Source organism: Acinetobacter larvae (assembly GCF_001704115.1).
In the GTDB taxonomy this organism is placed as follows: domain Bacteria; phylum Pseudomonadota; class Gammaproteobacteria; order Pseudomonadales; family Moraxellaceae; genus Acinetobacter; species Acinetobacter larvae.
Genome location: NZ_CP016895.1, coordinates 2634123 through 2659578, shown reverse-complemented (window position 1 = coordinate 2659578; position 25456 = coordinate 2634123). Strand labels below are relative to the sequence as shown.

Here is a 25456-nt window from a genome sequence, read left to right as displayed (position 1 = left end):
TTAAATTGTGATAAGTATATGAAAAATAGTTTAAAAAAATAACTTTGAGCGATAATCTTAAAAATACTGTTGTAATCTTTTGTGTCTCTTTGGAACCATTATGTATTTTTTGACAAAATAAATAGCGAAAGTCTAATCTAAGTAAAACATTTAAAATCAATACTATATCTTTAATAAAATGGCTTTTTCGCAATTTTTAAAAAACTACAATTTGACAATATAGCCATTTGACCACCGGTAAAAATTTTCATTTAATGCGGAAAGTGTGATCGGCGTCACTTTCTTTATAAATTTTAAGAAAGCCTTTCACATAAATTAGAAAACTTAAATTTAACGATAAATCTTTACAGGTGAGAGATATGAAAAAAGTACTTTTAGTTGCAGGCGCGGCTCTATTAACAAGTGGTTTGGCAAATGCTGCTACTATTGTAAACGGTGGTACTGTTCACTTTGCTGGTGAATTCGTAAACGCTGCTTGTGCTGTAAGCTCTGATACAGCGAACCAAACTGTACAGTTAGGTCAACACCGTACTGCAAATATCACTGCAGCAGGTCAATACACTCCAAACGTACCATTTTCAATCAAATTAGTAGATTGTGATACTGCTGTATCTAAAACTGCTCAATTTGCATTCACTGGTCCACAAGATGCAACTGATTCTACTTTGTTAAAAATCCATTCAGGTCCTTCTAATAATGCAGTATCTGCAACAGGTGTTGGTGTAGAAATTGCTGACTACAATGGCAAAATCTTAACTCCAGACGGTACTGTTTTCTCTGCTCCTAAAGCGTTGATCGATGGCAACAACACAATCGACTTCGTTGCTCGTTATAAATCAACTGCTGAGAAAGCTACTGCTGGTCAAGCATATGCTGATGCTAACTTCGTAATCAGCTACGAATAATTAATACAACGATACTTCTCGTCATGAGGAGTATCGTTTTTTATTTTTATAATTTTAGGGGAACCACACCATGCTACGTTTGATTATGCAATATGTAACTCGTATCGCTCTTACATCTATTGTTTTAACCAATATTTCTCATGCTTCGGGTGGTATTGCACTGGGTGCAACACGTCTAATTTATAATCAAGATCAAAAACAAGCTTCGATGCCTGTTGTTAATAGTACCTTAGATAAACGGTATCTTATTAATGCTTGGGTTGAAGATGCATCTGCACAAAAAACCAAAAGTGTCATCGTAACGCCGCCAATGTTTGTGAGTGAAGCGAAAGCAGAAAATACACTGCGTGTGGTCAATACTAACCAAAATCTTCCACAAGATCGCGAAACTTTATATTACCTCAATGTTCAAGCTATTCCATCTGTAAGTAAGGCTGAGCTTGAAGAAACGAACGTATTGCAATTGGCTATTTTGTCTCGTATCAAAATGATGAGTCGTCCAGCAAATTTGTCTATTCGTATTGAGGACGCTCCAAGTTTGTTAGCAGCTGGCGTAGTAAATAATACAGCAGTACTGAAAAACCCAACGCCATATTTTATGACACTGGTCAATATCAGTGTAGATGGTGTCAAACAAGATAACTTAATGTTAGAACCTTTTTCAGAAAAACCCCTTAAAAAAATGGGTTCTCAAGTCGCTTTTCAGACCATTAATGATTTTGGCGCCTTTACTGACGAAAAAGTATTACGCATCCAATAACAGCAAGCAATAATTTGTTTGCGTGAGAAATTAAAATGACAAAGACTAATTTGAAATATGTACAGATAGGTCATCGAGTTATTGTATGTACTTACATTCTATCTAGTAGCTTTGTATATGCAGACGACTATTTTAACCCTTCTTTATTGTTAAATACGGAAGGTTCGGTTGTTGCCGATTTATCGAGTTTCGAAAGTGGTTTCCAGATGCCTGGTAACTATAAGGTTAATGTATACGTTAATGATGATTTTGTTTTATCAAAAGACCTTAATTTTCAAAAAACAGATAAAAGTGACGCTGTCTCAGGTGGTTTAGCTCCATGTATTAATGTCGAATTTCTGACATTAGTTGGGGTGAAATATTATGAATTGCCCAATTATGAAGAATTAAAAAATGAGACTTGCATAGACGTAAAACAATATATACCAGAAGCTGAAATCGTTTATAACTTTGCATTGCAACGTCTAGATTTGAGTATTCCTCAAATCTGGATTAAGAGTGATGCGCGTGGTTATATTCCACCATCTGAATGGGATCGTGGGATTACGGCGGCAACATTAAACTATAATTTTAATGGTAGTCATTCTGACAACAGTAATAGCCAATTCCTATTATTAGATTTTGGTTTGAATGTTGCTGGATTCCGTATAAAGAATTTATCTTCTTATAATTACTATCACCACAAACCTTCAGATACCAGCACATCAAAATGGTCAAATATCCAGACCTATGCTGAGAGAACGATTGTTCCTTTGAAGAGTGAACTGATCTTGGGTGACAGTAATACCCACGATAATATCTTCGACAGCGTAGGTTTCCGTGGTGTCAGATTATATAGTTCTGAAGCCATGCTACCGATTAGTATGCAGGGTTATGCGCCTGTGGTACGTGGTATTGCCAGTTCGAAGAGTATTGTGACCATTAAACAAAATGGTTATACCGTTTATCAAACAAACGTTAATGCCGGACCATTTGTCATCGATGATTTATCGTCTATGTCAAATAGTGGTGACTTGCATGTTTCCGTCGAGAGTATGAGCGGTGAAGTGCAAAACTTCGTTGTACCTTATTCTGGCGTACCGGTTTTACTGCGTGAAGGTCGGAGTAAGTTCGATGTGACTGCGGGTGAATTCCGTAGTGGTAACCGTGAGCAAAATAAACCGGTATTTGTACAAGCGAGTATGAGCCGAGGCATGCCACAAGGTTTCACCTTATATGGTGGTACCCAACTCGCTTCAAAATACCAAGCTGGTTTATTAGGTTTTGGTAAGAATATGGGCAACTGGGGGGCATTGTCTTTTGATATGACACATGCCAACAGTACCTTAGCCGATGACAAGGATTATAAAGGGCAGTCGTATCGCCTACTTTATTCTAAATCATTGAACCAATTAGGTACGACATTCCAATTACTGGGTTATCGTTATTCGACTAAGGGATTCTATACCTTAAATGACGTTGCCTATAAGAATATGGAGCGTTTTGAACTAGACGAAAAATTTGATGAGATGGGGAATAGTTATTATGACCCGAGTTCTTATTATAATTTGAACTTTACTAAAAAAGGTCGTTTTCTTTTTAACGTTACTCAAGACTTGCGTGATTATGGATCATTATATGCATCTATAAACTATCAGACCTATTGGAATGCGCCGAAATCTACAAAAACTTATCAGGTTGGTTATGCTAAAGCATTTAAGAACTTTAGTTATAACTTAGCGTGGTCATTGCAAGATTCTTATAATCTTGTCAATGATAAAAATAATACAGTTTCAGCAAGTATTTCTATACCGTTAAATGCCTTCTTTGGATCTAAAGATCGTGTGAAAAACGATATCTATAGTAATACCAACTATGTACATGATTCGAATGGTGGTTCTTCAATACAAACCAGTATTAACGGTAATTTATTAGATGATCGTCAGTTGAGCTACAACGTGGTACATGGTCATCATGATGAAAATGGTGCATTCGGTACAGCGGCCGTGCGCTTAGATACACGCTATGGTAGCGGTGGTCTTGGTTTTAACTTTACCGATGACGGCAAAAATAAAAGCCTCAACTATGATTTATCTGGCGGCGTGATTTTGCATCGCGGTGGTATTACTTTAGGACAGTCTTTGGGTGATACCAATGTTCTCATCGATACCAATGGTGCGGCCAATGTCAAAATTGAAAACTCTAACAACGTTTATACCAACCGTAAAGGCTATGCGATTTTACCTTATGCAGAGAATTATCGCCTAAACCGTGTTGCCTTAGTGGCAGACAGTTTTAACGATAAAACGGAAATTGATGTAAACGTGAAAAACCTAGTTCCGATGCGTGGCGCAGTGGTTAAAGCAGTTTTTGATTCTCGTATCGGTCAACGTGCTTTGATTACGCTTAAACACAATGGCAGTTATGTTCCTTATGCTTCATCTGTTACTGAACAGAACAGTAATATCAATGGCATGGTGGGTACAGATGGACAAGCTTATTTAAGTGGCTTGGGTCAAAAAGGTACCTTGCAGGTGTCATGGGGAGCAGATGCAACTGACAGCTGTATTGCATCTTATGAGTTTGATCAAGAAGAGTACGAGTCTTCAATCGCAAATCTCGAGTTGAATTGTATTTAAGTAAGCATAAGGCGTTATTTAGCCATCGTATCAATATGAATTAAGGTATTAAGATGAAATTTTATAAATTAATGGTACTCGGCGTATTGCTTTATAGCAGTCACCTTCAGGCTGATCCTGTGGTTAAAATTAATTTACGCCTTAAAGCTCAAATTGTGGAAAGTCCATGTGTTGTTGCATCACAGAGTCAAAATATGCGCGTTAATTTAGGCACATGGGCGACTAAGAATATGAAAGAACTTGGCGATCGTACCCGTGCCATGCCATTTTCAATTCATTTACTTGACTGCAATACCAACAGCGTAAAAGTTTCTTTTGCAGGACCTAAAGATAGTACCAATAGCAATTATTTAGCACTGGATGCGAGTTCGGGAGCGAAAAATGTTGCGATTGAAATCTTAGATAAAAACCGGGATTTATTATCCATGGGTGATTATGCACCGGTTGAAAATCTGAAAAATATGAAAACAGCGAAGATAGATTTTTTTGCCAATTATATTGCAACCCGAGCCAATGTAACGGCTGGCAAAGCCAATTCTTCAGCCACTTTTGTACTGACTTTTGATTAAAAGTCACCGTACAGTGATCTGTGACATTAGGATGAATATAAATTCATTATTAAAACAAACCTTAAAGTAGCAGCGTTATGAATAGCATTTGGGCGAGACAGTATGTTTGTGCAGGTACATGTTCTCCAGCGTTATGGGTTTGGCAAAAATTATTAAATCAGGCTTCCTGATTAAAATATAGATGAGTAATAAAAAATGAATGGTAATTTAAAATGTTTTTTGTTATCGACGATCGGACTGGCATGTTATAGCATCGCTGATTCTAGCTATGCGGGATCATGTGCACCTGCGGCTGGCCCACATACTTATACTTATAGTGCCAATTTTAATGCAAATCAGAACCATGTTGGTTATACAACCAATTGGCAAGAATTTAATCGATCGGATGGCTATTCGTTACCTGCACCGTGTAATAGAGGGAACAACACCTTTATTACCTTAAAGCCGAGCTCTGGATTAACAGAGGGCAGTCGTGATGGTGATACTGTCTGGTATAACATCCCAGGCAATGACTATCTACAAGTCGCTATGAAAGTCTGGATTGGTGGGTTTCGCAGTAAGTGGGTCAGTATACCAGTCACGGCGATGTCTAACTTATGTAATAGTAATGATTGTACGCCGCAATATAGCTCTGGTAGTAAAGTACAAGTTCGCTTAAGAATTAAAAAGAAATTTGTTGGACAAAGTTTTGTTCTAGATCGCGAGGTCGGTCAAATTCTTATGGCGACAAGCGCTGGTGATGTACCAAACAAACCTGTTGCGATCATTCGTTTGGCAGCAACCATGACGGTACCACAATCTTGTACTTTTGATGTCGGTAATGTTATTGAATTTGATTTTGGTCGAATTCAAGCCGGTGCTTTTGAAAGTGCGGGTGCTGGTAATCGTCCAGAAGGCACGCCAATCATGACTAAAAATATTGGCGTCGAATGTAAAAATATTGAAGCGCAACAGCTGCTTTCTGCACGGGTTGAAGCAACCAATCCAAAAAATAATATTCTGGTGTCTAATAACCCTAATGTTGGTTTTCAGATGTTAGATAAAGACGATAAAGTATTAAAAATTAATACCATCAATAGTTATATTCCATTTAGATTGGACAATAATGCGCGTGGTCGCTTTACCATTAAAGCCGTTCCCGTCAGTGTGACAGGCGTTAAACCACAACCTGGTTTTGTCAATGCACAAGGTCATGTACGGATTGATTTCCAATAAGGCATCGTGTTGTTTTAGCGCTAGCGGGTATTGTTAGCGCTAAAATATATAATCAGTGACATGCAAATTGCACCCAGTGTTGCCATAAGCATGTCCTGATGTGCATCCCAGATGTCACCTTGTTGTCCGTTATATTGTTCTGCGGCTTCAGGTGACATGGTTAAAGCAATGCCCCATTCTATCCATTCATACATTAAACTGGTCACCATAACCCATTGGATGACCAATAAAATAATAAGTTTTGCTGGCAGTGGTCGAAATATTTTTTTGAAAATATCGATAAAAAAAGGGTAGAGCAATAAGCCATAACTAAAATGTACTAAACGATCGTACATATTGCGCTGCCAGCCCATGGTTTGTTGTAAATCAAAATGCAGATACTGGATTGCCCAATCATTATAAGGGACATAAGAATATAAATAATGTGCGCCTAAAATGTGAATTGCTAAAAATATTAAATACAATACAAAGCTTTGAAACTGTAAGGCAAAGTATTTCTGACAGCAGAGCAGCGCAATTAACATTAAGAGTGTACCAAGCTGATGCAAGGCATAGGATTGTAGATCTAATGGCTGAATACTGGCGATTAGCATGCAAAGGATAATAATACTGAGTGCAAGCCAATGTTTAAATGTCAATGTAGGATTGAAAGATGCATGTGCAGACATAAGAATTTATGAACTATGGATTATCTATGCATCATAGCGAATATTAAGCTTGAAAGGCGAATATTTATGCTGCTATTACCTTATGACAGAATGAAAAAATTATTGGTTTTATATGATTAATTAATAGTCTTTCTGCCATTAATGATGGCGGAGAGCAAATGAGCGCATATGGGAATATGCGCTCATTGCATTATTGTTTTACATTACAGATTGTTTTAGATTACAGCTCTGCGATACGCTTTTTGATATTTTTAGCTTGGGCTGCTGCATTACCGGTATAACTTGCTGGTGTTAATGCCGCTAAACGCGCACGATCTTCACTGGGGACTTGGCTTAATTCTTCACCTTGTACAAAGTTCACCATGATTTCACGGGTCATGCTTTGACCACGGGTCAAGGCTTTAAGTTTTTCGTAAGGTTTTTCAACGCTATAACGACGCATAACCGTTTGAATAGGTTCAGCCAGTACTTCTTGTGCATGGTCTAAATCCGCAGCCAGAATTTGTGGATTTAACTCTAATTTGCCAATACCTTTTAAACAGGCATCAAATGCAATGAGGCTTTGTGCAAAACCCACACCCATATTGCGCAGTACAGTTGAGTCCGTCAGGTCACGCTGCCAACGAGAAACTGGTAGTTTTTCACCTAAGTGTGCCAGTACGGCATTGGCAAGACCTAAGTTACCTTCTGAGTTTTCAAAATCAATCGGATTGACTTTGTGTGGCATGGTAGATGAACCGACTTCGCCTTCTTTCAGTTTTTGTTTGAAATAACCTAAAGAAATATAACCCCATACATCACGGTTAAAATCGATCAGAATGGTGTTGAAACGACGTAAGGCGTCGAATAACTCTGCCATATAGTCGTGTGGTTCAATTTGAGTGGTGTATGGGTTGAAGTTTAGCCCGAGTGAGCAGACAAAGGCTTCGGCATTGGCTTCCCAGTCGATGTGTGGATAAGCAGAAAGATGCGCATTGTAGTTACCGACAGCACCATTAATCTTGCCTAGTAATTCAACCTGTTTAAATTGTTTAAGCTGACGTGCTAAACGATAAGCAACGTTGGCCATTTCTTTCCCCAAGGTTGTTGGGCTAGCGGTTTGACCGTGGGTACGCGACAACATGGCTTGATCGGCATGTCTTTCTGCCAAAACAACGATACTGTCTACAATATTTTGCATACTTTCAAGCAAGACCTGACGACCATTTTTTAGCATCAAGGCATGTGATAGGTTATTGATATCTTCAGAGGTACAGGCAAAGTGAATAAATTCACTAGCCGTTGCAAGTTCTGAAAGATCTGCAATTTTTTCTTTTAGGAAATATTCAACCGCTTTGACATCATGGTTGGTGGTACGTTCAATTTCTTTAATACGTTCAGCATCGGCTTCGCTGAAATGGCTTACGATGTCATCCAGACGCTGTTGTGTTGCGGGGCTAAATGCTTTGAGCTCCACAATAGCAGGATGATTGGCAAGTGCTTGTAACCAACGAACTTCTACAGTTACGCGGGCGTGGATGAGACCAAACTCAGACAAAAAAGGTCGTAGCGCATCACATTTGCTCGCATAACGTCCATCTAATGGAGAAAGTGCTGTTAAAGCATTCATAAATAGTTCCTAATCTATTCAAAATGAACTTAAAAAAGACCCATCGACTAACTCAACTGGTATTGGAGGCGAGCTAGATCTTGGATATCTTGACGTAATTTACGTTTGTTTAAAAAGAGTTGCCATGAGCTGCCGCCCAATTGGCGCCATAAGTGTGCCATTTGTAGCCCTGTGAAGAGAGCTGCACGAATTCGGTTGGTGTGATTGGCATCTTTAAAGGCTTCGGCATGCCCGCGCACCATAATACGTGGATTAATTTGCCCAGCTGTATTGACATAGGTTTGTGCGAGATTGGCTAAAATACTGGGATGGGTAAAATTGTGATCAAAAAATGATAATTGCTTTAAGATTTTTTGTTGTGATTGTTCAATAATTTCAACGTATTTGTCTTGGCTATATACTTTTTTTTCTAGGGCTAATAAGGACATGGCATAGGACATGGGGAGTTTAATATTGACCAAATTATTCTGCGGTGGTTTGGGCAAAGGTCCCTTGGGTTGAGGGTTGTAAGGATGGCATATACAACTTTCAAATGTTTTTAGTCCCAAGGATATATCGGACAGTTGATTGAAAAAATCAAGTGTTGCGCTGGCATGTTTGGCGGCAGGGCGGATGTTTAAACTGGCTTTAATCAGCTGTTCAAAATAAAAATTTCCGCTTTCTCCGATACTCTGTTGCCCAGATAATGCGGTCATATGCGTAATCTGGGTGGCTTGGAAGACTGCCGCTAAGGCTAAAGCTCGATTTTGTCGCAGGCTCAGATCGGATGTTTGCGCAAAAGGGAGTTCAAGCATGCCAACTTTCCTCTATATAAAACTTGGTATGGCGGCGTTACTATGATGAATGACACCGCCACCTAAACAATTTTCACCCAAATAAAACACTACACTTTGCCCTGGGGTTACAGCGCGTTGTGCCTGATCAAATTCAACACGAACAGTGCCGTCTTGATCCTGATAAATTACACAGTCTTGGTCTGGCTGGCGATAACGGGTTTTGGCTGTACAGCGTAAACCTTGTGCAGGAATATCCGCCTCACCAGCAATCCAGTCTATCGATTCGCTCCACAAGACATCACTTAACATCAATGGATGCTCATGACCTTGTCCAATGACTAAACGGTTATTGGCAATGTCTTTGTGCAAGACAAACCAAGCACCTTCTTGTGCACCTTTCAGCCCACCTAGACCGATACCACCACGTTGACCCAAAGTATAATACATTAGACCGTGATGCTCACCGACAATTTTGCCATTATCTAGTACTATTTCACCTGGTTGAGCAGGGAGATACTGTTTTAGAAAGTCATTAAAACGTCTTTCACCAATAAAACAAATCCCGGTAGAATCTTTTTTCTTGGCCGTGGCGAGTCCGAGCTGTTCAGCAATTCGTCGGACTTCCGGTTTTTCAATTTCACCAACAGGGAATAACGTTTTATTAATTTCACGACCATGTACAGCATGTAAAAAATAGCTTTGGTCTTTGTTATCATCGCGACCACGTAATAGCTGTGCATAGGCTTCGCCTTTGCTATTGTGCATTGTGGCACTGCGACGCGTGTAGTGACCGGTGGCAATAAAATCAGCACCTAAATGAATGGCATGATCTAAGAATGCGCGGAATTTAATTTCTTTATTACAGAGAATATCGGGATTGGGGGTACGTCCAGCGGCATATTCAGCCAGAAAGTGTTCAAAAACACGATCCCAATATTCTGCTGCAAAATTTGCAGTGTGTAGCGGAATGCCTATTTTATCGCATACGGCTTGTGCATCGGCAAGGTCTGCCATTGCGGTGCAGTATTCCGTGCCATCATCTTCCTCCCAGTTCTTCATAAACAAGCCTTCGACTTGATAACCTTGTTGGCAGAGTAATGCGGCAGATACAGATGAATCTACACCACCAGACATTCCGACGATGACACGTTGTTGCATAAAATTAGGCATCCAAAGCTGAGGTAAATGGGGGAGTATTATGTTCGTAAATCAGGGACAAGGGATAACGCTGTCCGGCTAAAGCATCTGCAATGGCTTTGACGACGAGTGGGCTACGCGCACGACCGGTGAGTTGTAATTGTTCTAGGCTCATCCAGTGGGCTGCAACAATATCTTGATCTAATGCACGTTGTTCATGATGTGCAATACTATGCGCTAAAAAGCAAAAGCGATAATAGGTGCGATCTGGAAACATTGGTGGAGTATAGGTATAAATGCCGAGTAAAGCATCGATTGTAACTTGATGCGCAGTTTCTTCTAGGGTTTCGCGTATCGCTGCCTGTTGCAGGGTTTCTCCTGCTTCGACATGCCCAGCAGGTTGATTAAAAACAGTATGGCTTATCCCTTTGCTGTGTTCTTCAACCAATAAGAAACAGCCGTCTCGCTCGACTACGGTTGCGACAGTTACATGCGGTGTCCAAACGGTCATAAACAAGCACCAAGAGATAAAAAAAGTATTTTACGAAATTTATGCTCATGATGCTATGTTTGTGACGAAAACTATCTCTAAATTTATGAAATATTAAAATAAATTACTAAAGAATAGTTTGATGTGATCGATTAAACGAGAGAAAAATCCGGCCTCTTCAACCTCATTGAGCGCAACCAATGATTTTTCTGCAATGACTTTACCATCTAGTGTTGCCGTCAGCTTACCAATCACTTGTCCTTGTTTGAGTGGTGCATTGAGATTGGGTTGTACTGAAATTTGCGTTTTAATGGCGTTACCTTGTCCTTTGGGCATGGTGACATTAAAACTTTCTGCTAAACCAACCTTCACTTCATCGGTATCACCAAACCAAACTTTGGCATTGGCAAGAACCTGTTTTGCTGGGTGGACATTGATGGTTTCAAAGTTAGAGAACCCCCAAGCCAGTAATTCACGGGTTTGGGTCGCACGTTGTTGAATGGTTGGTGCACCAAATACCACCGAGATCAAACGAATAGGACCACGTTTTGCCGAGGTGGTTACACAGAACCCCGCTTCATTGGTATGACCGGTTTTTAAACCATCTACACTTGGGTCGGTATAAAGTAGGGCATTACGGTTGCCTTGTTTAATGTTGTTATAGGTATATTCTTTTTCGGAGTAAATTGGATAGTATTTAGAGCTGTCATGAATAATATGTTTTGCCAACAGGGCCATATCTTTGGCTGTTGAATAATGCCCTTCAGCTGGCATACCAGTTGAGTTAATAAAATTGGTATTGGTCATGCCAATGCGTTTTGCTTCTTGGTTCATCATATAAGCAAAAGCACCTTCATTCCCTGAAATATGCTCCGCCATTGCTTTAGATGCATCATTACCAGACTGAACAATAATCCCGCGCAACATTTCTAAGACGCTAGCGGTTTTATTGAGATCGACATACATACACGATTCAGCACTACTACCACGACACCATGCCGACTCATTCATACGGACTTTTTCTGTTTCCGTCAGTTCACCTTTAAGCAGTTTTTGCTCAATGATGTAACTGGTCATCATTTTGGTCATTGATGCTGGTGCCAGTTTTTCATTTTCATTTTTGGCAGCCAAAATCTGTCCGGTTTCATAGTCCATCAGAATATATGATTTATTATTCAGTTCCGGTGGATTGGAGAGTACGGTTGCTGCATTGGATAAGGTCGGTAATAGCAGTATCGCAGCAATGGCGCTTTTTCGGATCATTCTCAGTATTCCAATTTCTTAGAGGTTGGTAGTACAAAGTAAGCATTCTAGGACAAAGCACAGCCTAGCGCCATGGGGCAGCTAACTGATTTTCATGTGAATTGTAACTAGGGTCGTTAAAATGAACAATCTAAAGATCAAGACCACAACACGCTAGATTCTTTGTGTGATTTACCTCACAAAGATGCTGGGGAAATCATCATGTGAGGTGGGATTGCTTTACAAAGTCTTGATACCACGCGTTGTGATACTGCTAGTTTTGATACAGCAAGTTTTGCCGCAGTAAAGCAGTGAGTTTTGGCGCAGTGAATTTGGCCACAGTAAATTAGTAGGATTGATATTTTTCGATGTCTTGGCAAACGGCGCGGTTTTTATCATCTCCGGCTTTTTGGGCGTCTTGACGGGCTTCATCAAGGAACTTTTTAAACTGTGGATTTTGTGCGATTTGCTGCAATTGGCGTAATGGCTTAGCAGAGTCTGGCAGGTAGTCTGCTACCAAAGCAGCATAGCCTTGATCAAATTTTTTACCTTTGACAAATTTGGGGCAAATTTCTGATAACACATAAATTGCAGCCAGCTCTTCTGAAGTCACCTGAACTTGGGTAACTTCGATATTTTCATTATTTTCTGCAGCAAATAATGTCGCACTCAACAAGCAGCTAATGGAAAAGGTACCGAGCGTGATGGCTTTACTACAATTTTTAATCAGATCTTTCAGGTTAGTCATTGATAAAACTCATCAAATAAGCAAATGAATGCTGTAGATTAAACAATTTGGCAGATAAATGCACTTTTTAAATGTATTTATGTTGTAGACAATATGAAGATGATTGGTCTGATTTGATGCGCGGAGTAGTGTCTATTCACTGCCGTTTTTGGCGATGAGATTGCTTGAAAATTCAGCTAAAATATAGTGTTGCGCTGCTCTATTTCACACCAAGTAAAGTCTAAATGATGACTGCGTATAGCTGGGAAGATGGTTACTTTGACTCATGATTCTGCATTGAAATTTTTTCTTGCAAGCCTTGTATTGAGACGCTTGCATTGAAAGCTTTGCGTTGATTTTACTTTGCAAGATAGATCATAGATCAAAGTATAGCCCAAGCGGATATAGCATTACAGCACAGTTCTAACATAATAATGGCTATGGTTTAATGTAAAGATCACACATATTTTGTGGAAAAAAACAACGATACAGTGCCGAATATCTACATCATTATCCTGTCAATGCTATGCTATATGTTATAAGTTTGTGAAAACGAGCAGATTAAGTGAGATTTACTGCACTTTTTTGCTACCCTATTTTTTTTGATCTTTTAGTTTGTCTTAGAGAGGAAAACCGATGCAGTTGGCTCAAACGCAGTACGTTTTTGGTCTACCGAAGGTATGGATAAGTCGAATAATAACATCGGCAATGGTGGTAACGACATTGAGCATAGTGGGCTGCGCCTCGAAACCTCAAGTCAATAATACAACAACGCGTTATGCACAAGCACCCCAATACTATACTGTGCGTTCAGGAGATACTTTAAGTGGTATTTCAGCACGTTACGGGTTGAATTATTTAAATGTTGCACGAGAAAATGGCATTAATTCACCTTATACCATTTATGTTGGACAGTCCTTACGTTTAAGCGGAGCGAATACTGCGGCGAGCAATACGCAACGTAGTGGTGCGACGACTACGGCCATAAATACTACGCCACCTATTCAGCGTCAAACGATTAACTTGCCCAATACTAGCACTAGCAATAGTGCCAATCAGGCTAAAACCACAACGCCAGCCGTGGTTGCACCTGTAAATAGCAATAAATTACAGTGGGTAAGACCAACAACTGGCCCCGTCATTGAGAATTTTAATCTCGCAAATAACGTGAAAGGCACACGTTATGGCGGTCAAGCCGGTGATCCTGTCTATGCTGCTGCGCCAGGTCAAGTGGTTTATGCCTCTGATGGTTTAAAAGAATATGGCAATCTGGTTTTAATTAAGCATGTTGATGGTTATATCACCGCCTATGCGCATAATCGCACGATCTTAGTTAAGAGCGGTGAAAACGTGAGTGCAGGTAAGAAAATTGCTGAAGTTGGCTCTAGTGGTACAAACCGCACAATGCTCGAATTTCAGGTCAGATTAAACGGAAAACCTGTCGATCCTAGTACTATTTTGCCAACTAATTAAATATTTTTTATACAAATGTTTAATTTCTCCGTATAATACAAAGAGTTGCTTCTACCTTTTTTGTGTGAAGCATCTCATAGTATTAGAGGGTAATATATGTTAGATCAACTTCGAGCAATGGGTGTATTTGCTTGTGTTGTTGAAAAGAGTTCATTTAGTGGTGCCGCCCGTGAACTTGGTATCACCACAAGTGCTGTAAGTCAGCAAGTGCGATCTTTGGAGAACGAAATGGAGGTCACCCTCTTATATCGTTCTACGCGAAAGCTCAGCTTGACTGAAGTCGGACAAGCTTTTTTCCACAGCTGTCAAGAAATGCTAGCTGCCGCAGAACGCGGTAAAATCAGAATTAATGAATTACGTGACGATTTGGTAGGTGATTTAAGAATTTCTGCTACGCCCGAAATTGGTGCAGCCCATGTGATTCCAGCACTATCTCATTGGATGTCAGCGCATCGCGGCTTAAAACTGCAATTTGAAACTGAGTATATAACGAGTGATTTACTTGATGAAAAATTAGATATTGCTATTCAAATATCTTCTAGTTCAGATGATAATCCGCTTTTGCATGAGACATTACTTGCTAAAGTTGATCAGGTATTAGTTGCATCGCCAAGCTATTTAAATCAAACGATGCCAATTTCAAAACCAGAAGATCTATTAAATCATAATCTCATTCCTATAAACACAAGCAATCATTTTCAAGAATTAAGCTTTCAGCATGGCGCTAGCAAAGAAGTTATTTCTTTGGATATGAAACATCGAATTGAAACCAATAATGTATTTATAGCGAAATCTTTGTGTCAGAATGGACACGGCATTGCGCGATTATTATATTTAGATGTGCAAAAAGATTTAATGAATGGGACATTGGTAGAAGTGTTGCCAGAATGGAAATTGCCAGTATTTACGCTGTCAGCTTTAACTTTAAAACGAGAGCAACAGCATATGAAGATTCAACGTTGTCTTGACGCATTAAAACAATATTTTGGTCAATTGCCAGGTGGTCGTGTTTACCAAGAGGCTTCTTAATTCGATTGTGATTAAATTGATTCTTTTTTTGAAATAAAAAATTTTATAATCCATGCAATATACCCGTGATACTGCATGGACTGGCTTCTATTATTGCGCGTTTTCGGCTAGGTGATTTTGAATTAAAGCAACAAGGCGTTGAGTTAAATCATCACATTGTGCTTGAGTAATATTCAGGGCTGGCAGTAAGCGAATCACATTACCAGCCGTTACATTGATAATCAACTGATGCTGATCACGTGCAATATCTACCAGTGCCGCACAATCTTGTGGCAGCTCAATTCCAATCATAAGACCAAAACCACGCACTTGAATCGCATGTTGCGCCAATTGTTGTTGTAATTGCTTGACTAAATATTGTCCCATGTTTGCAGCATTTGCAATGATCTGTTCTTTTTCAATCAGATCAATCACGGTATATACAACCCGCGAGCCTAATGCCGTACCGCTATAAGTTGAACCATGATTGCCTGCGCCGAGCACACCGACAGCGCGACCTTGGGTCATGACGGCACCAATCGGAAAACCATTGCCTAAGCCTTTGGCTGTGGTGACTACATCGGGTAAGATGCCACTATGTTGATAGGCAAAATATTGACCTGTGCGACCATTACCCGTTTGTACTTCATCTAACATCAATAACCATTGTTGCTGATCACATATATCTCGCAGTTGATTTAAATAGTTAAATCCTTGAGGAGCTGTATTGATACCGCCTTCGCCTTGAATCGGTTCTACCAAGATGGCAACAATGTCAGGATGTTGTAAGGCTGCCTCTTGAATGGCTTCAATATCGCCAAATGGAACACGAATAAACCCTTCAACCAAAGGCTCAAAACCTTGTTGTACTTTTTTGTTGCCAGTTGCTGAGAGTGTTGCCAAGGTACGACCATGGAAAGATTTTTCAGCCACAATAATTTTAGGCAGCGCAATACCTTGCTGATGCCCATATTTACGCGCAATTTTAATGGCAGCTTCATTGGACTCAGCACCACTATTGGAGAAAAATACTTCCTCCATAGCTGAAACTGCCGCCAGTTTTTGTGCCGCAGCTGTTTGCCAAGGGACTTCGTAGAGGTTGCTGGTATGAAGAAGTGTATGTGCTTGTTCAGCAATGGCTTCGGCAATTACTGGGTGAGCATGCCCTAGACCACAGACCGCAATACCGGTTAGAGCATCAAAATACTCCGTGCCATCTGCTGTATATAAATAACAACCTTGACCTCGGACAAAGCTGATCGGTTGACGACCAAAAACGGGCATCAAATGTGAGGGTTGATCAACTTGTACGGGGGCTAGGTTTGGGTTGTTCATAATTAACTCATCAAATCGATTGAATAGGGAAAAAACTATATAAGCAAAAATTCTATGAAATGGAAAGACTCCAGAGAAAATAAAAGGTGTACAGCAGTATGAACGGAAAAGCTTGATCTAATACAAGTTATTAAGGCTTTAAATTTTAGAATAAAGCATGGTTTTTATGTGTACTGGTTGGCAAAAACAAACTGAAATAAAATTGTGGCAAATGACAAGTCTATTGTTTTGCTCAGTTTTAGGTATAATGCTGGCTAGATTAGTTGAGGATTGATCAATGACTGAACAAGCACGTGATACTGAAGCGTTAATACGTGATCAAATTGCTAAACATGCTGTATTACTGTATATGAAAGGTACGCCACAATTTCCACAATGCGGATTCTCTGCACGGGCAGTTGAAGCGCTAAGCCAAATTGGTCGCCCATTTGCTTATGTCAATATTCTCGAAAATCCAGATATTCGCGCTACACTTCCCCAAATTGCCAATTGGCCGACTTTCCCGCAACTTTGGGTGAATGGTGAGTTGATCGGTGGGAGCGACATCGTATTGGAAATGTTCCAAAACGGTGAGCTTAAGCCATTAATTGAACAATATAGCCCAGCACCAGATGCTTAAAAGCTGAGTAGCAGACGCTGAAAGCTAGGGGCGATTGCCTAAATATGCTGTAATTATAAAACGAGAATTGTAAAACGAGCACAGAAGTGCTCGTTTTTTTGTTTCAGAAAAAATAAACTATAAGCTCTCATCATGAACAATGCTTTTGCAAAGATAGGATTCGCAGAAATGTCTCAGCATGCCTCGCCCACAGTCGCTTATCCCACTGCCGCACCTACATTTGAACAGATTCAAGCAGCACAACACCGTTTGCAAGGGCTGATCGTCAATACACCGTGTGTATTATCAGAGACCTTGTCGAAAAAACTCGGTGCAACGATTTGGTTGAAATTTGAAAATCTGCAATTTACCGCATCCTTTAAAGAGCGTGGTGCATTGAATAAATTATTGTCATTGTCCCAACAAGAAAGCCAACGTGGCGTAATTGCAGCATCAGCTGGAAATCATGCACAAGGTGTGGCTTATCACGCTCAACGTACAGGCGTGGCTGCAACGATTGTCATGCCCACACAAACACCACAAGTGAAGATCCAACGTGTACGTGAATATGGCGCACGGGTCATTTTGCATGGGCAAGATTTTGCTGAAGCAGCCGCTAAAATGCAGCAATTGGCTGCGCAGGAACATTTAACCATCGTTCATCCTTTTGATGATGCGGCAGTTATCGCCGGGCAAGGTACGGTTGCCATTGAAATGTTAGCCAGTGTTGCCAATTTAGATATTTTATTGGTGCCGATTGGTGGGGGCGGATTAATCTCGGGTATTGCAATTGCAGCCAAGGCAATCAATCCCAACATTCAAGTCATTGGGGTGCAGTCGGCAGTCTATCCGAGTATGGCACAACAGGTATTTGACTATAAACTGCCTTCGCCACATGGCTCCACTGTTGCTGAGGGGATTGCTGTGAGTCAGCCGGGTCATTTAACGGCTGCTGTCGTTGCCGATTTGGTGGATGAGATTGTGGTGGTCAATGAAGACATGATAGAAGAAGCCATTGCACTGTTATTGAACATCGAAAAAACAGTTTGTGAAGGTGCGGGTGCTGCGGGTATTGCCGCCATTATGGCACGCCCAGAGTTGTTTTTAGGGCATCAGGTCGGCGTGGTATTGTCTGGGGGGAATATCGATACACGTGTTATGGTCTCTGTTTTACAACGACATTTGACGCGTAGTGGACGCTTAATCCGCTTAAGAGTGGATTTGAGTGATCATCCTGGGGCTTTGGCGCGTTTAACCGCGATTATTGCCGAGCAGGGGGGCAATATTTATGAGTTACGGCATGAACGCTTTGCTGCCAATAGCCGCGCTAAGGACAGTGCTGTGAGTGTAGATATCGAATTGAAGAGTGCGACTGATCTTGATGCGATGCTGCAAGCAATGCAATTAGAAGATTATATTGTGCGTAAAGAAGAGATTTAAATGCTACTTTACGCCCTTTTTCGCCCCCTATAACGCAGATGATGCGATGATAAGGGGCGAAAATGCTGGAACATTTTTGAGATCTTATAGCGCTATTTCAACTTTTTTAGTTTTTTCCGCTTTTTGAGTGGTTGATGATGCTGACACAGTTCAACACTATCTGCGGTCGCTTCAGTATTTTCTTTGTCTTCTTTTTTGCTCTTTTTACTTTTCTTTTTTAGCTTTTTGGCTGGCACTTCTTCAATTTCGGCACCATCTTCAATCGCTTGCCAATATTCAAGCTGTGACATGACTGCTGCATAAATTGAACCTTTGCTATAGCGACCTTTTTTATCCAACTGTCCCACGGGGCGTGCCATTAGGATTTCTAAAGCTTGGTCGATGGTTTCGATGGCGTGAATATGAAATTTTGTATTTTCAACGGCTTCTATGACATCTGGACGCAACATGAGATGTTGCATATTTTGTCTCGGAATAATCACGCCCTGTTGTCCTGTCAAACCTTGTAATTTACAGGCATCAAAGAAACCCTCGATTTTGGCATTTACCCCACCAATTGGCTGTACTTGTCCAAGCTGGTTCATCGAGCCTGTAATTGCCCAAGATTGATCAATCGGGAGTTGGCTAATGGCAGAAATCAGTGCGGATAGTTCTGCCACAGTGGCACTGTCACCATCGACTTGACCATAGCTTTGTTCAAAGGCCAATGCTGCGGAGAAATGTAAAATTTGTGCGCGACCAAAATGAGCTTTGAGGAAGCTTGCCATCAATAAAACACCTTTGGCATGCAAAGAGCCCCCGAGCTCAACACTGCGTTCGATATCGAGAATATCACCGCCCCCTTGATAAACCGACGCCGTGAGACGTGAGGGCAAACCAAATTCGACATCGGCATAGTGGATGACAGATAGCGCGTTAATTTGCCCCAAACGATGACCACGTGTTTCGATCAGTTGCGTGCCACGCGATAAATCCTGCCAGTACAATTCTCTTAAATAGCCTAAGCGATATTGACGATGTTTGAGCGCCGTGTTGACCTGCTCTGCAGTCACCATTTTCTTGCCTGTTTGCATGGCATGGTGATGAGATTCACGGATTAAATCGCCAAGGGTTAAGGCGTGTAAGGAAAGTGAACTTTGATCTTCTGCTTGACGACTGGAATCGGTTAATAATGCGCTCAATGCACTACGATCAAAGGGCAAGAGTTTATCTTGCTGAACATAGTCTGCAATCAGTTGCATATAAGCCAATTCATTGCTGCTATTTCGCGGCAGGGTATCGGTAAAATCAGCACGGATTTTAAAGACACTGCCGAGCTCTGGTTCAAGCTCTAAAATTTCATAATAAATTTCAGGTTCAGCCAAGAGCACGACCTTGAGCTGTAAGGGAATGGGCTCTGGTTCAATGGAAATACTGCCAGTTAAAGTCAGCATATGCTCTAATGAGGATAATTTTAATTGTCCTGACTTGAGGGCTCGTTTTAAACCTTGCCAGGCATAAGGCTGTTCTAATAGTTGTTCGGCTTCCAGCAATAAAAAACCGCCATTGGCACGGTGTAATGCACCTGGGCGAATTAGGGTAAAGTCTGTGCTAATGGTGCCATTGTGGGTAAATTGTTCGACATGCCCCAATAAGTTGTAGTGGGTTGGAAAATCATCAAACAACACGGGTGCACCACTATTGGGTTTGTGATTGACCACGACATTGGCTTGATAGCGAATGGGAATACGATTAAAACTCCCTGCAACCAAATCATCTTCTTCTTGTTCTAAAATCAGTTCAACCTGATCGATGATATCTTGCAGATAAGCCTTGAGATAAGCCTCTAAGCCTTTGACCTCTTTGTGTTTTTCAATCAATTGCTGAATACGCGGGGTGACCACTTGTTTGGCGATGTCACGGTTTAATAAACTGACCTGATCGCGTGCGTTGTCCTCAAGATTACCCAGCTCTAAGCCAAGACGCTGTAGTTTCTTGTCCATATAGCGAATATTAGACGCAATTTCAGCACGTTGTTGGCTATCGAGCGCATTGATTTGCTCTTGGTCTAACTCGATGATTTCACCTTCTACCCGTTGTATGGGAACAAAGCGATGTTCATCATTACGATTGACCAGTTTTAGATCGAGTAATTCACCCTCATGTGTGAGTTCAACCAGTGCATGTTGTTGTTCTAAACCGGTTTCTTGACGAATACGTTCAATGCGGTTGTGATAAGTCTCTGCGCTAAAACGGCGTTCCAGTTGCTTGATAATGCTGTGCCAGTTCTGATGGAGTTGATTTTGAAACTTCAGGGCTTGACCAGCAGGAAAGCGGAGTGCAATGGGAAGGCGTGGATTTTTAAAGTTATTGACGTATACCCATTCATCTGGAGTGGGCATTAATTTGGCGTGTTGTTGCAGTAAACGCTTAATCATGGTGCGTTTACCGAGCCCAGCGGTTCCGACGGCAAAAATGTTGTAGCCAGAATATGGCAATGCAATTCCTGCTTCGACAGAAGCCTTGGCGCGATCTTGACCGAGGAAGTTATTCAGTGGGTGAAGACGGCGAGTAGAAGACGGAATCTGTGTAATGTCAGGCGTATGCGTCAGCTCTTTGGCACTAAGTCGGGTGTGTTCTAAAGTTTCTTGTAAATGGCTTTGCTCAAATATGGTGGGATAACTATTATTATTGGCATCTAAAAGCGGTTTGCTGAGCGTGGAAAGCTTGGCATGCGGTTTTTCGTGTTGTTGTGTCACTAGTAAAGTCCAAAACAAAGGAGGGGGCTGAAAAGTTAAAGCTAAACAGGTTTGACAGAAAATACAAGCGAAATGCCGACAAATCTCGAAAATACAAAACTAAAAGGATAAAAATATTGAAACTCTATGCATTTAAAGGTTGAATAGTGACTATTTCTTTGGCTAGACAACAATAAGGTTATGACCACTCAGACAACTGGCATGGCGGCGGCGTTCAAAGCTTTTTTGGATCGACGCGCAATTATTATGCTTTTTTTGGGCTTTTCTTCTGGATTGCCCATATTTTTAATTTTTGGGACTTTGTCTTTTTGGTTAAAAGAAGCAGGGGTAGAGCTTAGTACGATTACCATGTTTTCATGGGCATCTTTGGCTTATGCCTTTAAATTTATCTGGGCGCCCTTGATTGATAAATTACCTATTCCCTATCTAACCGCAAAAATGGGACGGCGCCGTAGCTGGTTATTGCTCTCACAGTTATTGGTCATCTCTGCCATTTGTTTGATGTCGAGTATCGATCCAAGCCCAAATTTATTTAGCTTTGGTACTGTGCCGAATGTTGTTTTTATGGCTCTGTCTGCGGTCTTCTTAGGTTTTTCTTCTGCGACACAAGATATTATTGTCGATGCTTATCGTATTGAGTTAAGCCAAGATCCCAATTTACAGACTGTTCTCGCTTCAACTTATAATGCGGGTTATCGGATTGCAACGATTATAACCCAACTGGGTGGGTTGTTGCTGGCGGCATCATTGGGTACGGCTGCGGGTAATTATATTTATAGTGCTTGGCAAACAACCTATTTGGCTATTGCGGCATTAATGTGTATAGGAGTTGCAACGACTTTACTTATCTCTGAACCTAAAGTTGTACGTAAAGATGATCGTTATAGCAGTGGAGATTATTTACAGCTCTTTGCTTTATTTATCGGCTCTACTGTTGTTTTTATTGCAGCGTTTTATATGATCGGTATCTTAAATAGCTATTTAATGGTCACCGATCCAATTTTAAAGTTCGTCTTACAGGTACTCCGTTTTGTTGGTGCTATTGCAACCACTGCTGCTGCGGTCTGGGTATTCATTGAGACGGGTATTATTAATCAAAAAATAGTGTTTGATACATGGGTCAATCCATTATTAGATTTCTTTAAACGCTATGGGGTAAAAGTCGCACTGGCCATTTTATTATTAATTGGCTTTTATCGTATTTCTGATGTAGTTGCTGGGGTAATGGCAAATTTATTTTATCTAGATCTCAACTTCGATAAAGAAGAGATCGCGTGGTTTAATAAATTCGTCGCGGTTATTTTTGTGATCATCGGTGGTTTTATCGGTGGGATTCTGGCACAAAAATACAATATTATGAAAATGATGTTAGTGGGCGCCATTGTGGCGTGTACTACCAATTTAATTTTTGTAGGTTTGGTGAAATCTGGCGCACAGATGAACGCAGTAGAATTACAGCTGGGTTCACGAACATTTCAGGTGATGCCCAATGAAGTCGGCAGTTGGAATATTGACATCCCTCAATCTAGTTTTGCGGCAGCAGATGTTTTAAAAATTCGTTCTAGACCTGAAGGCTTTAGCCAAGCCCTGAGTCTGGATGTAAAAATGCCGCGCTATCAAGGTGAACAGAAGCCAGAGCTTTTGCTATATGCCATTGGTGGCGATGACAAACTCTATCAAAATCAATTGCTCAAAGATGTCAGCATTCGTGGTCGTGTGGTGAACTTACCCGCAGAAGCCGTATTAGACAAGGTCGAAATTCAGCTCCCGAAAAAAGCGCCTATTCTTGCTAAAACAGATCATGCAAATGTTGCGCAGCTGGAGAATAATGGCACTGCGGCGCAGTTGCCAGAGCGTAAACAGGCACTACAAAATATCAATTATAATATGGTTGTTCCAGGTCCAACCTTGGCAGAACTCGATCAGCTCGTGGTGGTTGCACATTATACCATTGCCGATCAAGCCTACCAATTAAAAACCCAGCATCCTGTCCATCAACTGAATGGTGATCAACCTAAGCAGCGTATTGCCTTATTGGGATTCCAAGCAATAGATACACAACAAGCAGATACCGTAAAACTAAGCGGTAAAGTCATTGTCCCTTATAGTAAAGTCTGGCTTGTGTTGGGTATTGTTTTTGACAATATGGCGTCTGGTTTGGCTGGGGCGGTATTTATTGCATTCCTATCAAGCTTAACCAGCATCTCTTTTACCGCGATGCAATATGCGATTTTTAGTTCACTGATGCTATTATTCCCCAAAGCAATTTCGGGTTATTCAGGCACAATCGTTAGTAATTTGGGCTATTCTGGCTTCTTTACGATGACTGCACTGATGGGGGTACCGATTATTTTCTTGGTACTCTGGGTAGCACGATTGTTAAAAGAACGTGGTGAAGGCACATCATCTTAAAACTTATTCTGAAGATCGCTATTTTTAAGCATCGTTATTTCTGACAATAGACTCAGATCATGCCAGAGGTGCCAAGCCAGTCATTATGGTGACTGGCTTGGTACGGCATATCAGCACTACAGATTTTTTTCTGCAAAGCATTCCCCGCAAAGCATTTCCCACATACACATAAGCACTCTCTAGGTAATGTTTTAAATGCGCGTAAACTGTCATATGAAGCGTGGTGACCGCTGCAAAAATTCCAAAACTAAGATAAACATAATGAAAAGAGAACTTTTCAGTCATTTTTAAATACCAATCTAAAACAGCGATTTATTTCACCTTAAAACTTAAAAAGTGTGATGAATTTTGCATTATTCTCAAAAGTGTTTATATTGCCTAAGTAAAGCAAACGGTAAAATTCTTCTGTTGATGTTATTTGCTTTTTTCAGAATTTATAAATGATTCACAATTTTTTTAGGCGGTCTTTCTTGTTTAAGAAACTGGCCAACAGTGAGAGATAAAACAAATGAAAAAGTTACTAGCAGAGTTCTTGGGAACTTTTTGGTTGGTGTTTGGTGGGTGTGGTAGTGCTATTTTTGCTGCGGCATATCCTGAATTGGGAATTGGTTTCGCCGGCGTTGCCTTAGCATTCGGTCTAACTGTTCTTACTGGCGCTTATGCATTTGGGCACATATCTGGTGGGCATTTTAACCCCGCTGTATCTATTGGATTATTTGTGGGTGGGCGGTTTAATCTAAAAGAATTAATTCCGTATATTGTTGTACAAGTATTGGGTGGTAGTTTGGCTGCTGCGCTTTTATTTATAATTGTACAGGGGCAAGATGGTTTTGCCGGCGTTGCGGGTTTTGCAAGTAATGGCTTTGGTGAATTGTCTCCAGGGCATTATTCATTATTCTCTGCATTACTGATTGAAATTATACTCACAGCATTTTTCTTAATTGTGATTATGGGGTCGACTGATCGCCGTGCACCTGCTGGATTTGCACCCATTGCAATTGGTTTAGCTTTAACATTAATTCACTTAATTAGTATTCCTGTGACCAATACATCTGTTAACCCTGCGCGAAGCACGGCGGTTGCATTATTTGCAGAGACAGCAGCCATGGGGCAACTGTGGTTATTCTGGGTTGCACCGATTATTGGTGCAATTATTGGCGCATTGATTTACCGTATTATTGCACCAAGTGAAAAATAAAATATCGTGATAAGACGAATAGGACGACAAGCGATCAAAAGATTGCTTGTCGTATTTTTAAATAGATTAAAGATCGAGCATTCTAACTTCATTCTATTTTTTGCTTAATTTCTGTTGACCTCATGAGGCATCGATTTTCCTCAACTAATCACCAATAATACCGCTGATTCCAATACGAACACTTGGCGATCCTTCTGTTGCTGCTGCAATCCCTCCTGTCAGTGACCAACGCCCATTTTCTGCCGTTTTCCGAATGGTTATACCGATAGCATTCTCACCAGCATGATGAGCACCTGCGACAGCATAGGTGTATTTACCTGCAACATAAGGTGCACTCTCTAATGCCATTGCTGCCGCAATACCTGCATTGGCTCTACGTTTGACTTGATTAATTTTTTGATCTTGTTGTTGTAAGGCTTGTTGAATTTGCTCATTAAATTGCTGCATGCGCCCATGTAGTTGATTCTGACTATTTTGCAAATTTTGAATGGGTTGATCAAAATTTACAGGTGGATTTGTTGTTGGTGTGGTGCTTGGA

General features: G+C 40.7%; 21 protein-coding genes and 1 pseudogene. 11 read left to right on the top strand and 11 right to left on the bottom strand.

The features are described 5' to 3' along the window. Positions 1-359: 359 nt before the first annotated feature. The 5 genes from fimA (at position 360) to BFG52_RS11900 (ending at position 6067) form a co-directional block, all read left to right on the top strand. Complete coding sequence (gene fimA, locus BFG52_RS11920) at positions 360-905, top strand: type 1 fimbrial major subunit FimA (RefSeq protein ID WP_067556478.1); 546 nt, start codon at positions 360-362, stop codon at positions 903-905. A 70-nt stretch (positions 906-975) separates the two neighbouring features. Beyond that, positions 976-1665, top strand: a complete 690-nt coding sequence (locus BFG52_RS11915) for a fimbria/pilus periplasmic chaperone (RefSeq protein WP_067556475.1) — start codon at positions 976-978, stop codon at positions 1663-1665. A 35-nt stretch (positions 1666-1700) separates the two neighbouring features. After that, positions 1701-4283: a fimbria/pilus outer membrane usher protein gene (locus BFG52_RS11910; protein ID WP_081408702.1), complete on the top strand. Its 2583-nt coding sequence runs from the start codon at positions 1701-1703 to the stop codon at positions 4281-4283. A gap of 53 nt (positions 4284-4336) precedes the next feature. After that, positions 4337-4852 (top strand): fimbrial protein, encoded by a 516-nt coding sequence (locus BFG52_RS11905; protein WP_081408701.1) that lies wholly within the window; start codon positions 4337-4339, stop codon positions 4850-4852. 195 nt (positions 4853-5047) lie between these two features. After that, complete coding sequence (locus BFG52_RS11900) at positions 5048-6067, top strand: fimbrial protein (RefSeq protein ID WP_067556472.1); 1020 nt, start codon at positions 5048-5050, stop codon at positions 6065-6067. 20 nt (positions 6068-6087) lie between these two features. Here BFG52_RS11900 and BFG52_RS11895 read toward each other — a convergent pair whose 3' ends face one another. The 7 genes from BFG52_RS11895 to BFG52_RS11865 form a co-directional block, all read right to left on the bottom strand. Beyond that, positions 6088-6735, bottom strand: coding sequence for a DUF2238 domain-containing protein (locus BFG52_RS11895; RefSeq protein ID WP_067556469.1), 648 nt, complete (start codon positions 6733-6735; stop codon positions 6088-6090). A 220-nt stretch (positions 6736-6955) separates the two neighbouring features. Beyond that, complete coding sequence (gene purB, locus BFG52_RS11890; protein WP_067556467.1) at positions 6956-8344, bottom strand: adenylosuccinate lyase; 1389 nt, start codon at positions 8342-8344, stop codon at positions 6956-6958. 47 nt (positions 8345-8391) lie between these two features. Further along, on the bottom strand, positions 8392-9138 hold the full coding sequence (gene hflD / locus BFG52_RS11885) for a high frequency lysogenization protein HflD (RefSeq protein ID WP_067556464.1): 747 nt from the start codon (positions 9136-9138) through the stop codon (positions 8392-8394). 12 nt (positions 9139-9150) lie between these two features. Further along, positions 9151-10278, bottom strand: coding sequence for a tRNA 2-thiouridine(34) synthase MnmA (mnmA, locus tag BFG52_RS11880; RefSeq protein ID WP_067556460.1), 1128 nt, complete (start codon positions 10276-10278; stop codon positions 9151-9153). Between the two features lie 4 nt (positions 10279-10282). After that, positions 10283-10768, bottom strand: coding sequence for an NUDIX hydrolase (locus BFG52_RS11875; protein ID WP_067556458.1), 486 nt, complete (start codon positions 10766-10768; stop codon positions 10283-10285). Positions 10769-10861: 93 nt separating this feature from the next. Beyond that, the gene (gene dacC, locus BFG52_RS11870) at positions 10862-12010 is read right to left on the bottom strand and encodes a D-alanyl-D-alanine carboxypeptidase PBP5/6 (RefSeq protein WP_067556455.1); all 1149 of its coding nucleotides are present in this window, start codon (positions 12008-12010) and stop codon (positions 10862-10864) included. 325 nt (positions 12011-12335) lie between these two features. After that, the gene (locus BFG52_RS11865; protein WP_067556452.1) at positions 12336-12737 is read right to left on the bottom strand and encodes an MCR_0457 family protein; all 402 of its coding nucleotides are present in this window, start codon (positions 12735-12737) and stop codon (positions 12336-12338) included. Positions 12738-13352: 615 nt separating this feature from the next. Here BFG52_RS11865 and BFG52_RS11860 point away from each other — a divergent pair. Both BFG52_RS11860 and BFG52_RS11855 read left to right on the top strand, forming a co-directional pair. Further along, positions 13353-14189 (top strand): peptidoglycan DD-metalloendopeptidase family protein, encoded by an 837-nt coding sequence (locus tag BFG52_RS11860; protein ID WP_067556449.1) that lies wholly within the window; start codon positions 13353-13355, stop codon positions 14187-14189. Positions 14190-14285: 96 nt separating this feature from the next. Continuing rightward, positions 14286-15218, top strand: a complete 933-nt coding sequence (locus tag BFG52_RS11855) for a LysR family transcriptional regulator (protein ID WP_067556447.1) — start codon at positions 14286-14288, stop codon at positions 15216-15218. 90 nt (positions 15219-15308) lie between these two features. On the opposite strand, the gene BFG52_RS11850 is transcribed toward BFG52_RS11855, so the two are convergent. Continuing rightward, on the bottom strand, positions 15309-16532 hold the full coding sequence (locus BFG52_RS11850; RefSeq protein ID WP_067556444.1) for an aspartate aminotransferase family protein: 1224 nt from the start codon (positions 16530-16532) through the stop codon (positions 15309-15311). 277 nt (positions 16533-16809) lie between these two features. On the opposite strand from BFG52_RS11850, the gene grxD reads away from it, so the two are divergent. Both grxD and BFG52_RS11840 read left to right on the top strand, forming a co-directional pair. Further along, positions 16810-17151 carry a Grx4 family monothiol glutaredoxin gene (gene grxD / locus BFG52_RS11845; protein ID WP_067556441.1) on the top strand — a complete coding sequence of 114 codons (342 nt, stop codon included), beginning with the start codon at positions 16810-16812 and terminating at the stop codon, positions 17149-17151. Between the two features lie 168 nt (positions 17152-17319). Continuing rightward, positions 17320-18570 (top strand): threonine ammonia-lyase, encoded by a 1251-nt coding sequence (locus tag BFG52_RS11840; RefSeq protein ID WP_067556438.1) that lies wholly within the window; start codon positions 17320-17322, stop codon positions 18568-18570. Positions 18571-18662: 92 nt separating this feature from the next. Here BFG52_RS11840 and BFG52_RS11835 read toward each other — a convergent pair whose 3' ends face one another. Further along, positions 18663-21308 carry a Lon protease family protein gene (locus BFG52_RS11835; RefSeq protein ID WP_067556426.1) on the bottom strand — a complete coding sequence of 882 codons (2646 nt, stop codon included), beginning with the start codon at positions 21306-21308 and terminating at the stop codon, positions 18663-18665. A gap of 180 nt (positions 21309-21488) precedes the next feature. Between BFG52_RS11835 and BFG52_RS11830 the strand changes: the two genes are divergently transcribed. After that, complete coding sequence (locus BFG52_RS11830) at positions 21489-23720, top strand: AmpG family muropeptide MFS transporter (protein WP_067556423.1); 2232 nt, start codon at positions 21489-21491, stop codon at positions 23718-23720. Between the two features lie 57 nt (positions 23721-23777). Here BFG52_RS11830 and BFG52_RS17210 read toward each other — a convergent pair whose 3' ends face one another. Then, positions 23778-24005, bottom strand: a complete 228-nt coding sequence (locus BFG52_RS17210; protein ID WP_157758111.1) for a hypothetical protein — start codon at positions 24003-24005, stop codon at positions 23778-23780. A gap of 223 nt (positions 24006-24228) precedes the next feature. Between BFG52_RS17210 and aqpZ the strand changes: the two genes are divergently transcribed. Beyond that, entirely contained in the window at positions 24229-24918 is a 690-nt protein-coding gene (gene aqpZ, locus BFG52_RS11825; RefSeq protein WP_067556420.1) for an aquaporin Z, read from the top strand. A gap of 144 nt (positions 24919-25062) precedes the next feature. On the opposite strand, the pseudogene BFG52_RS17325 reads toward aqpZ, so the two are convergent. Then, positions 25063-25296 (bottom strand): annotated as a pseudogene (locus BFG52_RS17325) (YadA-like family protein); the annotation flags it as partial. Positions 25297-25456 lie beyond the last annotated feature (160 nt).